Source organism: Burkholderia sp. S171 (assembly GCF_009766085.1).
GTDB lineage: Bacteria > Pseudomonadota > Gammaproteobacteria > Burkholderiales > Burkholderiaceae > Caballeronia.
Window position 1 is genome coordinate 20,814 of sequence record NZ_LMUF01000064.1, and the last position, 11,263, is coordinate 32,076.

9 protein-coding genes are annotated in these 11,263 nt (G+C 60.5%); 7 read left to right on the forward strand and 2 right to left on the reverse strand.

Features of this window, described 5'->3' with window-relative positions:
* The first annotated feature begins 113 nt into the window (after positions 1-113).
* From GSQ93_RS34955 to GSQ93_RS34965, 3 genes are all read left to right on the forward strand, one after another.
* On the forward strand, positions 114-1,403 hold the full coding sequence (locus tag GSQ93_RS34955; RefSeq protein WP_158940504.1) for a M20/M25/M40 family metallo-hydrolase: 1,290 nt from the start codon (positions 114-116) through the stop codon (positions 1,401-1,403).
* Positions 1,404-1,488: 85 nt separating this feature from the next.
* Positions 1,489-2,799: an MFS transporter gene (locus GSQ93_RS34960; protein WP_158940506.1), complete on the forward strand. Its 1,311-nt coding sequence runs from the start codon at positions 1,489-1,491 to the stop codon at positions 2,797-2,799.
* A 63-nt stretch (positions 2,800-2,862) separates the two neighbouring features.
* Positions 2,863-3,750 (forward strand): LysR family transcriptional regulator, encoded by an 888-nt coding sequence (locus GSQ93_RS34965; RefSeq protein ID WP_301952112.1) that lies wholly within the window; start codon positions 2,863-2,865, stop codon positions 3,748-3,750.
* A 27-nt stretch (positions 3,751-3,777) separates the two neighbouring features.
* On the opposite strand, the gene GSQ93_RS34970 is transcribed toward GSQ93_RS34965, so the two are convergent.
* Both GSQ93_RS34970 and GSQ93_RS34975 read right to left on the reverse strand, forming a co-directional pair.
* Positions 3,778-5,172: a sensor histidine kinase gene (locus tag GSQ93_RS34970; protein WP_158940510.1), complete on the reverse strand. Its 1,395-nt coding sequence runs from the start codon at positions 5,170-5,172 to the stop codon at positions 3,778-3,780.
* Positions 5,172-5,861 carry a response regulator gene (locus tag GSQ93_RS34975; RefSeq protein WP_158940512.1) on the reverse strand — a complete coding sequence of 230 codons (690 nt, stop codon included), beginning with the start codon at positions 5,859-5,861 and terminating at the stop codon, positions 5,172-5,174. The genes GSQ93_RS34970 and GSQ93_RS34975 overlap by 1 nt, the downstream gene beginning before the upstream one ends.
* Positions 5,862-6,007: 146 nt before the next feature.
* On the opposite strand from GSQ93_RS34975, the gene GSQ93_RS34980 reads away from it, so the two are divergent.
* The 4 genes from GSQ93_RS34980 to GSQ93_RS34995 all read left to right on the forward strand — a co-directional run bounded on the left by GSQ93_RS34980 (position 6,008) and on the right by GSQ93_RS34995 (position 11,184).
* Positions 6,008-7,108: an ABC transporter substrate-binding protein gene (locus GSQ93_RS34980; protein ID WP_158940513.1), complete on the forward strand. Its 1,101-nt coding sequence runs from the start codon at positions 6,008-6,010 to the stop codon at positions 7,106-7,108.
* A 135-nt stretch (positions 7,109-7,243) separates the two neighbouring features.
* On the forward strand, positions 7,244-8,950 hold the full coding sequence (locus GSQ93_RS34985; RefSeq protein WP_367889809.1) for an ABC transporter permease: 1,707 nt from the start codon (positions 7,244-7,246) through the stop codon (positions 8,948-8,950).
* Positions 8,943-10,010, forward strand: coding sequence for an ABC transporter ATP-binding protein (locus GSQ93_RS34990; protein ID WP_158940517.1), 1,068 nt, complete (start codon positions 8,943-8,945; stop codon positions 10,008-10,010). Before GSQ93_RS34985 ends, GSQ93_RS34990 begins: the two co-directional genes overlap by 8 nt.
* 100 nt (positions 10,011-10,110) lie before the next feature.
* Positions 10,111-11,184, forward strand: a complete 1,074-nt coding sequence (locus GSQ93_RS34995; RefSeq protein ID WP_158940519.1) for a porin — start codon at positions 10,111-10,113, stop codon at positions 11,182-11,184.
* Positions 11,185-11,263 lie beyond the last annotated feature (79 nt).

Here is an 11,263-nt window from a genome sequence, read left to right on the forward strand (position 1 = left end):
ACCCAACCCATTTTGGCTGATTGGACCGGGCTGATTCGGCTACCGACTATCTAGTCAATGCAGGTTGCTTCACATCAGGTGAAGCACGCGCATTCAACTAGCGGGAGCCAGACATGCTAGCCGATGAGGCAATTACGGGCGATGCTGAAATCGCTCACATGCGCAGTGCCCTTGCGGGCACGGTCGCACAATCCAGTCACGAGATCGTTGCGCTCGCACGCGCTTTGGTGGCTGTTCCCAGCGCCTACCCGCCGGGCAACACCTACGCCATGGCGGACGCTATCGCGGCGATGTTCGAAGGTTTCGATGTCAGCGTCGAACAATACGGCACGCTCCCCCATGTCATGAATCTCGTGGTCCGCGTCCGCGGGGCCGCTCCGGGTCGACGTCTCGTCTTTAACGGACACCTCGACACGTTCCCTCTTGTCAGCGCGAAGCAATGGTCTGCTGATTTCAACGGCGAGGAGCGCGACGGAAAGTTATTTGGGCTAGGGGTGTCCGACATGAAAGGCGGACTCGCCGCCATCATCTTCGCCTTGCGCCATCTTTCCCGACTGCGTGATTCGTTCGCAGGCGAGGTGGTAGCCACGTTTGCCGGTGACGAAGAAAGCATGGGTACTGAGGGCAGCGGATACCTTCTGGATCATGTGCCGCACGCAGCCGGCGACGCGATGATCAGCGCCGACACCGGTTCGCCCCACGTGTTGCGATTCGGCGAAAAGGGAATGATCTGGCTGCGTCTGGATGCAGCCGGCAAGTCGGCTCACGCGGCACACGTGCATAAGGGCGATAGCGCTATCGAGAAACTGCTGGATGTCATTCAGGAGCTCAAGAGCGTACGCGACTATCCCGTTGCGGCGCGTCCGGAAGTGCTCGCTGCTATCGCTCGCTCGGCCTGCGTGTCTGAAGCAATCTCGGGCGCTGGCGAAAGCGATGTGCTTCGCCGTCCCACCATCACGTTCGGCACGATCAGCGGTGGCCGGTTATCGAATCTGATTGCGGATCACGCGACCGCAACAGCCGATATCCGGCTTCCAGTCGGTGTATCGGTGGCGCAAATGAAGGCCAGGATAAGTGCAATCGTCGCTCGTCATCCCGGTGTCTCGCTGGACATTGTTCGCGAGTACGAACCGAGCTGGACCGATCCCGATCACGAGGTTATCCGAACACTCAAACGCCATTGTGCCGCGAAGCTTGGTACCGAGCCGGTCGTCAACATGCGCGTGGGTGCGTCCGATGCACGGCTGTATCGCCGCCACGGTGTGCCGACGGTCGTATGCGGCCTGACTTCTTACAACATGGGTGCGGCGGATGAATACGTGCACGTCGACGAACTGCGGGCGTTAGGCGAAATCTTCGCGCTTACCGCATTCGACTACCTGAATGCGCCGGCAGACGCTTAAGCGCCGCCTCCTTACCAAAGATCGTCAGTGAGCTCGCCGTCACGCGGTGTTTGCTGACACCTCTCGCATCGGAAAAGGAAATACCATGTCCACCGATAACGCTCTAACCCCCGAGCAGCGCAGCAAGTTCCGGCGCATTCTGGCGTCGGCGCTGGTCGGCAATATGCTCGAGTTCTACGACCTGTTTGTGTATGGTTTTTTAGCGGTCGTCATTGCCAAGGCTTTCTTTCCTACCGGCGATGCCTACACGTCGATGCTGGCCGCCGCAGCAACCTTTGGCGTCAGCTATTTCATCCGGCCGCTGGGCGCGATGGTTCTTGGAGCCTATAGCGACAGGCACGGCCGCAAGGCGGGCATGATGCTCACGATCTGGCTCATGGGCGCGGGTACGTTGGTGATCGCGTGCGCGCCGACCTATGCCATGTTCGGGGTTGCCGGCACGTTGATCCTGGTCCTCGGCAAGATCTTGCAGGGGTTCTCGGCGGGCGGTGAATTCGGTTCGACAGTGTCCTTCGTGACCGAGCACGCACCCGCGCGCATGAAGGGTTATTTCGCGAGTTACCAGGTCGTCGGGATTGGTCTTGCGACCGGTCTGGCTAGCCTGGTGGGACTCGGCACCAGCAAGCTGATGACGCCCGATACCTTGATGGCATGGGGCTGGCGCATACCTTTCCTGATCGGGCTCGCGATCGTGCCGTTTGGTTACTGGATTCGCCGCCGCGTCGATGAAACGCCTGAATTCAAGGCTTCCCACCACGAACGCAACCCGATTCGGAACACCTTGGCAACGGCGAAGATGCGCATCGCGGCGGCGATCGGCTTGTACTCGCTCGCGGCATCGACGAATTATTTGCTCGGTGTGTTCATCCCCCTCTATGCGCAGAAAGTGCTGGGCATGAGCGCGGCGGATTCCATGTGGGGCGCCATTGGTTATTCGGTCGCGCAGATCGTTTTGCCGCCGGTCTTCGGCGCGCTCTCGGATAGAGTGGGCCGCCTCCCGCTGATCGCGGCAGGCACCTCGCTGACGGCAATCCTGACTATCCCCGCGTTCCATCTGATGGTCGCCTCGCCGACGGTGGGAACGTACGTGTTCTGCGTCACGGGGCTGACTGCATGCGTGATGGTGTTCCAGGGTGCGATGCCCGCGTTCGTGGCCGAACTCTTTCCGCATGACACGCGCACGACCAGCATTGCTATCGTTCACAACCTGACCTTTGCGGTGTTCGGCGGGTTGTCGCTGATGATCTGCACGTGGATTGCCAACGCGACCGGCAGCAAGTTCATCCCCGCTTATTACGTCATGGTCACGGCGGTGCTTGCGCTGTTGTGTATTCTGTACTTTCGCAAGCGGGTCGACCCGGTTGTGGCGAGCGCGAGCGTGTTAACGAATGCATGAGCAGACGGCTAGCCGCTCGCCCGGGCCGACTGCGAAGTTGAATCCAACCGGACTCCCCATTCGATGCGGCTCAGGCATATAGAGGTCGTGAACGCTATCCGTGTCACCGGAACGCTTAAAGCGGCCGCCGCGCTGCTGTCCCTGACGCAGCCGGCGATCACGCAAATCTTGCAAAGCGCGGAGCGCCAGCTAGGTTATCCGCTGTTCGACCGGGTTCGCGGCAAGCTGATTCCAACGCGGGAGGCACAGTTGCTGTTCCCCGAAATACTTCGGCTCGATGAACAGCTTCAGGCCGTCCAGCGGCTCGCGCAGAACCTGCGCGGCGGCACCGGTGATTCATCCATACGCGTGCTCGCGGCGCCCGCGCTCGCACAGACCGTGGTGGCCGATGCAGCGCTGGCGTTTCAAGCGAAGCATCCAGGCGTGAAGCTGTCGATTCGCGCCGATTACTCGGCGACCGCCGTTGCCAGCATCGCGCTCATGGAGGCGGACGTCGGCATCCTGTATCACAGCGTGTCCCACCCGGCCATCAAGGAGATCGAACTGGCTGCCAGCCGGCTTGTTTGCGTGGGACATCCTTCCATGTTGCCGGACGTGTCATTCATTGAACTCAATGCGCTGGAGGGCCGCGAGATTGCCGGGCCGGATCCCGCGGACCCGCTGGGAAGGCTGCTCGCCAAGCGCCTGGAAGAGCTCTCAGTGACCGTCGATGTCACCATCACCGCGCAGTCATATCACTCGCTGATTGCGCTGGCGACGCGGTCCAAGCTGATCACCATAGTCGATGAAGCTGCGGCGCTTTCGGCTCGCGCACAAGGGCTTCGGGTGGTGCCGTTGTCGCCGCTTATCGCGATTCCAATTGTAGCCAGCGTCGCGATCAATGGTGAACGATCGGCACTCGTCGAACAATTTGTCGAGACGTGCCGGGAGATCCTGCGTTCGATGAAGTGACTTCCTTACCGGCTGACGTGTCTTGCTTCAAAGCACGGTCGATGGAAACTGGACACTGACCACCAGCCCGCCGCCGGGTGCATCGCCAAGCGTGATCTGCGCGTGATGTACCCGCGCGATTTCGCGCACGATCGCGAGGCCGAGGCCGCTGCCTTCCACGTATTGTTCGGTCTGGCTCCGGTAGAAACGCTCGAACACGGCATCGCGTTCATGTGGCGCAATGCCCGGACCATTGTCAATAATCTGCAGCAACGGGCCCTCTTCAATTCGTGCAACGCGGACGGTGATGATGGAGCCATCGCCGGCATAACGAACGGCGTTATCGATGAGATTGCCGCACAACTCCGCTAGCAACTCCCGATTCCCCATCACCTCGATATCCGCCTCGTGCTCGAAACCGAGATCGATATTGCGCGCCCGCGCCACGGGCGACCAGTCGAGCGTTACGCTGCGCGCGAGTTTGTCGAGACGCAGCGGCACAAGCACGCCGACCTCGCTGCTGTCGTTGTCGAGGCGCGATAGCGACAGCAGTTGCTGCACGCCCTTTGCAGCTTGCCTGACGGCGCCGTTAAGACGCGTCAGATGCAAACGGGCGGGTTCATTCAGCGTTTCGCGCAGCGCAAGTTCCGATTCAGCCTGGATGATGGCGAGCGGCGTCTTCAACTGATGCGCGGCGTCGGTGAAAAAGCGCCGCCGCGATTCCTGCATCCGCCGCAACCGTCCGATGTATTGATTGATGGACTCCACCAGCGGCTCCACTTCGTTCGGCAGGCCCGCTTTATCGAGCGGAGCGGGGTCGTCTTCCGTGCGTGCCGCGACCTTGGCCGAGAGCCGGTGCAGCGGCCTCAGTCCGCGCCCCACACCGAGCCAGACGATGGCCAGCGCCAGCACGACCAGGAGGCACTCCTGCAGCAGCGAACCCATCAGGATCTGACGAGCGAGCGCCTGGCGCGGCTCGATTGTCTCGCCGACCATGATCCACACCACGCGTGTCTGGGCGCCCGGTACGTCGTGTACCGGCAGGCGCAGTACGCCCATGCGTAACTCTTCGCCGCGAAAGCTGGCATCGTAGAAACTCGTTTGATAGGACTCGGGCGTCGCGCGTGGCGGTGGCGTCGGCAAGTCGGGATAACCGGTCACCGCGCGGCCGCCTTCTTCGCGGATCAGGTAATAGATCTTGCCGCCCGCATTCGATTCGAACATCTCCAGCGCGAGATACGGCAGGTCCACTTCCACCGTGCCGTTGACGAAACGCGTGCCTTCGCGAATCGACTTCAGCGAGTACTCGAGCGAGCGGTCGAACGCGACATGCGCGGCGCTCATCGCACGTTGATACGTCAGCCATGCATCGAGCGCGAGCAGGGCGAGCAGCGGCAGCAGCAGCCATAGCGCGACTTGCCGCCGAAGATTCGGCTTGTTCATCAGACGCCGGCCGCAGCAGGTTCTTGTTTGGCTTCCAGCAAATACCCCAGTCCGCGCAACGTGACGATGGCAACGCCACTGCGTTCAAGTTTCTTCCTGAGCCGGTACACGTAGATCTCGACCGCATCCGAATTCACGGACTCATCAATGCCGAAGATCTTCTCCGACAGCGTTTCCTTATTGATCGCGCGGCCGTTGCGCAGGATCAGCACTTCCAGCACCGCGCGCTCGCGTGGCGTCAACGCAAGTGGCTCGCCGGCAAGACGAAAGCTGTGGTCGACGCTGTCGTATTCGAGCGGCCCACACGCGGTTTTTGTCTGCTCATGACCGTGGCTGCGCCGGATCAGCGCGCGAGCCCGCGCTTCGAGTTCGCTCAGTTCGAACGGCTTGGCGAGGTAGTCATCGGCGCCGAGATCGAGACCCTTCACCCGATCCTCCACAGACCCATGCGCGGTCAGGATCATCACCGGCACCGCATTGCGACGTTGCCGCAAGCGCCGCAGCACTTCGAGCCCGTCGAGTTTTGGCAGCCCGAGATCAAGGATCACGAGCGCGTAATCCTGCGTGCGCAAAACGTGGTCGGCGGCCTCGCCGTCATGCATGCAATCGACGGTAAAACGCGCTTGCGAAAGCGCGTCCGTCAGCGACTTGGCGAGGGTGGGATTGTCTTCAACGAGGAGTACACGCATAAGGGGAATCAGGGAAATCCATGAGGCCGAAACCGGGGTGTGCGGCCATTTTCGATAAGAAATGAAAGCAGGCTGAAAGTAGTTGAAGTTTACTATGCGCCCACTCGAACATAACAAACATACGACAAGTAGTTCTGGAGGAAGACATGAGAAATTTGAATCACAAGCTGCGGCTGCCGGCCGCCCTGGCGTTGCTTCTGGCGATGCAGGCAGCATATGCGCAGGTACCCGAGGGTTATCCCGGGGGTTATCAGGCAGTGATCGATGGCGCGAAGAAGGAAGGCAAGCTGCTGATTTATTCGGTCACGGATACCGCGCTCGTGCGGCCGCTCATTAAGGACTTCGAGTCCATGTACGGCGTCAAGGTCGAGTACAACGACATGAACAGCACAGAGCTCTACAACCGCTTTATCAGCGAGAATGCCGCGAACAGCACCAGCGCGGACGTGCTGTGGAGTTCGGCCATGGACCTGCAGGTCAAGCTCGTCAACGACGGCTTGATGGCAAGCTACGAGTCCCCTGAAGCCCCGCACGTGCCGCAATGGGCGCAGTACCAGAAGCAGGCCTATGGCACGACCTACGAGCCGCTTGCGATCGTCTACAACAAGCGCCTGCTGCCGGCAAACGAAGTGCCGCAGACGCGCGCCGAGTTCATCAAACTGCTCACCACGCACGCCGATAAATTCAGGGGCAAGGTCACCACGTACGATATCGAGAAATCGGGTGTCGGCTTCAACTACCTGACTCAGGATGTCCGCGTGAACCCTCAAGTCACGTGGCAACTGGTCGAAGCCATGGGCGTGTTGAATCCGAAATTGCAGTCGAGCACGGGCGCGATGATGGAACGTATTTCGTCCGGTGAGAACCTGATCGGCTACAACATCCTGGGCTCGTACGCGTTTGCGAAGGCGAAGAAAGATCCTTCAATCGGATACGTCTATCCGAAGGATTACACGCAAGTGGTGAGCCGCCTTGTGACGATCTCGAAGAAGGCGAAGAACCCCGACGCGGCCAAACTGTGGGTGGACTACCTGTTGTCCAAACGCGGTCAGACGCTGCTGGCGAACCAGGCCAACCTGTTCTCCATTCGTGCCGACGTGGATGGTGAAACCTCCATGGCAGGGCTCACCAAGCAACTGGGCGACTCCCTCAAGCCGATTCCCATCGGCGCGGGTTTGCTGGTCTATCTGGACCAGTCCAAGCGCCTCGAATTCCTGAAGCAGTGGCAGCAGGCTATCAAGCGCTAAGCCCACAGTCCGCCTAAGCCGGCGGATCTCCCGATCACTTCTCGCATGCGCCGCACAAGGCGCAGGGAAACACGCATGCTGACTCAAAGCTCGAACGATGTGCCGGGCGTCCTCACGACGAACGGCACCGGCAAAGTGCCGACCCTGCCCGACAGCGGATGGCGTGGCCTGGGCGCGACATTTCGATGGATCGTGATAGCGGTGCTGACTGTGGCAGTGCTGTTGCCGCTCTCGTTTATCGTGGTGCAGAGTTTCCTGAATGCACCGTTCTTCGATGCCAACCGGACCTTCGGCATCGCGGGTTACCGGTTTATTTTCGAAGACCCTGACTTCTGGTCGGCGCTGAAGAACTCGTTCATCATTGCCGGCGGAATGCTGTTTATCTCGATCCCGCTCGGCGGCATCCTCGCGTTCCTGATGGTACGTACCGACTTGCCTGGACGTCGTTGGCTTGAACCGCTGTTGCTCACACCCGTTTTCGTTTCGCCGATGGTGCTCGCGTTCGGTTACGTGGTTGCGGCTGGTCCGGTCGGTTTCTATTCCGTGTGGTTCAAGCAGTTGACCGGCTTCGAGAACGCACCGTGGTCGATCTATTCGATCTTCGCGATCACGATCATCGTTGGCTTGACGCATGTGCCGCACGTGTATTTGTATTCATCGGCGGCGTTGCGCAATCTGGGTTCCGACGTAGAGGAAGCCGCACGCGTAGCCGGCGCCCGGCCCTTTCGCGTCGCGCTCGATGTCAGCCTGCCAATGACCATGCCCGCGTTGTTATTCGCCGGGGTGCTGGTGTTTTTCCTGGGCTTCGAAGTGTTCGGCCTGCCACTGGTTCTCGGCGATCCCGAAGGGCACCTCGTGCTCGCCACGTACCTCTACAAACTCACCAACAAGCTCGGCGTGCCGTCGTATCACCTGATGGCGGCGGTTGCCATGTGCATCGTTGCAATCACCTTTCCGCTCGTACTGCTGCAACGGCGCTTGCTCAAGAGCGCGAGCAAGTTCGTCACGGTCAAGGGCAAGGCGGGGCGTCAGACCGTGCTGCCGCTGGGCGCATGGCGCTGGATTGCGTTGGGCATCGTCGTGTTGTGGTTGTTCCTCACGGTGTTCGTGCCGCTCTCGGGCATCGTGCTGCGTTCGTTCGTCACGAACTGGGGCGAGGGCGTTGCACTCTCGGAAGTCCTGACGCTCGCCAACTTCACCGAACTCTTCGAGCAGGACAACCTCGTCCGCGCGATTTTTAACACGCTTGGCATTGGTGTGATTGGCGGCGCAGTCGCGGTGGGTTTCTATTCACTCGTTGCGTTCGCCGGGCATCGACGCAACGACTGGGGCACCAAGCTGCTCGACTATCTCGTGCTGCTGCCGCGCGCTGTACCAGGGTTACTTGCCGGTCTCGCGTTCCTTTGGATTTTCCTCTTCGTGCCCGGCATCAAGGAGTTGAAGAACTCGATGTGGAGCATCTGGATCGCCTACACGGTCGTATGGCTCGCGTACGGCATGCGCCTGATTCAAAGCGCGTTGCTGCAGGTCGGCCCCGAACTTGAAGAGGCCGGGCGCAGTGTCGGCGCAACCCGCTCACGCGTGAGTCTCGATGTCACGCTGCCGCTCGTGCGCTTCGGTTTGCTTGCTGCGTGGCTGCTGATCTTCATGATCTTCGAGCGCGAATATTCGACGGCGGTTTATCTCTTGTCCCCCGGCACCGAAGTGATCGGCGCGCTGCTCGTGTCGCTGTGGGCGACGGGCGCCGTCGATCAGGTAGCGGCGCTTTCTGTCATCAACATCGCGATGGTCGGCGCCGGGCTCGGCGTGGCATTGCGCTTCGGAGTGAAACTTCATGGATAAGCTGATCGTCGACAACCTGTTCCTGAGCTACGGCGCGAATCCGATTCTGAAGGGCGTGTCATTCGAACTGAATGCGGGCGAAGTGGTGTGTTTGCTCGGTGCATCGGGCAGCGGCAAGACCACGTTGCTGCGTGCCGTGGCGGGGCTTGAGCAGCCATCGGAGGGACGCATTGCGCTCGATCAACAAGTCTTCTTCGATGGCGCCGCCAGGATCGATTGCCCCGTCGAGCAGCGTTCTCTCGGCCTCGTGTTCCAATCCTATGCGCTGTGGCCGCATCGCACGGTGGCGGACAACGTGGGGTACGGGCTGAAGCTGCGCAAGGTATCGACCACAGAAAGAAAACGCCGCGTGCAAAGCGCGCTCGATCAGCTCGGACTCGGTCATCTTGCTGAACGTTTTCCGTATCAGTTATCTGGTGGTCAGCAGCAACGTGTCGCTATTGCGCGTGCGCTCGTCTACAACCCGCCGGTGATCCTGCTCGATGAGCCGCTCTCCAATCTCGACGCCAAGTTGCGCGAAGAAGCGCGCGCCTGGCTGCGGGAACTGATCGTGTCGCTGGGACTGTCGGCCCTTTGCGTGACGCACGACCAGACCGAAGCGATGGCGATGTCCGACCGCATCCTGCTGCTGCGCAACGGACGCATTGAACAAGAGGGCACGCCCGCGGAACTCTACGGTTCGCCGCGCTCGCTCTACACGGCGGAGTTCATGGGCAGCAACAATCGTATCGATGCAAAAGTGGCATCCGTCAACGGTTCGCATGTTGTGCTCGCCGGCGATGGTTTCCAGTTGCATGCCCATGCTCGCGATACCTTGCAGGCCGGTCAAAACGCTCAAGCGGTGATCCGTCTCGAGCGGGTGCAAGTCGCGGACGGTCCCGGTCAAAATCGCTTGCAGGCGAATCTTGTCACGTCGATGTATCTCGGCGACCGCTGGGAATACCTCTTCCATTGCGGCGAATTGCGCTTCCGCGCGTTTGGCCATCAGCCGCGGGACCCGGGCAAGCACTGGGTCGAATTCCCGGCCAACGATTGCTGGGCGTTTGCTCAAGCGAGCTAGCCGTTCATCACCAGGAACGCAGGACACTCGCGCAGTTTTCGCAACCGCGCGAGACCGCGTTCGTGCGTCGCAAACCATAACCACAACACGGAGAAGACAAATGAAGCGCAGCAGTATGAGTATTCGAGCAGCATCCGTCGCGGCATTCGCGCTGAGCGGCGCGGCGCACGCACAGTCGAGCGTGACGCTTTACGGCATTGTTGATGCGGGCATTGAATACGTGAATCACGCGAGTAACGACGGTGGAGCGGCGCGCCTCGTATCGGGTGGCAAGAATACGTCGCGGTTCGGCTTCAAGGGATCGGAAGAACTCGGTGGCGGATTGAAGGCCATATTCCAGTTGGAGAGCGGTATCAACATCGCGAACGGTCAGCTCGATGACGGTCCCAACGCGTTGTTCGATCGGCGTGCAACCGTGGGCCTGAAGAGCAAGAAGTGGGGGCAAGTGATCCTCGGACGCACCTTTACCACGACCTACGACTACATGCTGCCGTTCGACCCGATGGGTTACGCGCCGAACTATTCGTGGGCCACGGGCGCGACTGCAACCGGCGGCCGCAAGGACGGCCTGTTCTCGCGTTCGGCGAACGCAGTGCGTTACGACGGCGAATACAGTGGCGTGAAGTTTGGCGCGACGTACGGCTTTGGCAACGTGCCGGGCAGCATGAAATCGAGTTCGAAATATGACTTTGGACTGGGCTACGAGCGTGGTGCGTTTGCTGCGGTCGCTACGTTCGATCGCCAGAATGGCGCCGGCGATAGCGTCACACCTGCGGACTCCACGAACTACATCCAGGGCATTCATGCAGGCGCGAGCTATGACTTTGGCGCTGCGAAGATGATGGCGGGTTATCGGAATTATCGGCGCGCGTTCAATACGGCCGCTGCCACACTGCGTAGCGATACGTACTGGTTCGGCGGTTCATATGAATTCACGCCGGCTTTCACGTTGATTGGCGCGGTGTATCACCAGGACATCAATGACGCGAGCGACGCCGACCCGACGTTGTTCTCGGTGCGCGGCAACTACTCATTGTCCAAGCGTACGACGCTTTATATGTCGGGCGGGTACGCGATGGCGAAGCACGATCAGAAGGTCAGCTTGTCACGTGATCTGGTCGGTGCCGCCGATACGCAGGCGGGTGTGACAGCGGGGATTCAGCATCGGTTTTGATGCGTGGAGTTCTTTGAGGTTTGCCGCAGCGCGCACTAGCACTAGCTCGCGCGCTGCGGTGACCATCGACTCCTGCTTT

Excerpts from the sequence above, each read along its gene's own strand:
- GSQ93_RS34995 (WP_158940519.1), top strand. The coding sequence starts at position 10,111 with ATGAAGCGCAGCAGTATGAGTATTCGAGCAGCATCCGTCGCGGCATTC.
- GSQ93_RS34955 (WP_158940504.1), top strand. The coding sequence starts at position 114 with ATGCTAGCCGATGAGGCAATTACGGGCGATGCTGAAATCGCTCACATG.
- GSQ93_RS34990 (WP_158940517.1), top strand. The coding sequence starts at position 8,943 with ATGGATAAGCTGATCGTCGACAACCTGTTCCTGAGCTACGGCGCGAAT.
- GSQ93_RS34965 (WP_301952112.1), top strand. The coding sequence starts at position 2,863 with ATGCGGCTCAGGCATATAGAGGTCGTGAACGCTATCCGTGTCACCGGA.
- GSQ93_RS34960 (WP_158940506.1), top strand. The coding sequence starts at position 1,489 with ATGTCCACCGATAACGCTCTAACCCCCGAGCAGCGCAGCAAGTTCCGG.
- GSQ93_RS34975 (WP_158940512.1), bottom strand. The coding sequence starts at position 5,861 with ATGCGTGTACTCCTCGTTGAAGACAATCCCACCCTCGCCAAGTCGCTG.
- GSQ93_RS34970 (WP_158940510.1), bottom strand. The coding sequence starts at position 5,172 with ATGAACAAGCCGAATCTTCGGCGGCAAGTCGCGCTATGGCTGCTGCTG.
- GSQ93_RS34980 (WP_158940513.1), top strand. The coding sequence starts at position 6,008 with ATGAGAAATTTGAATCACAAGCTGCGGCTGCCGGCCGCCCTGGCGTTG.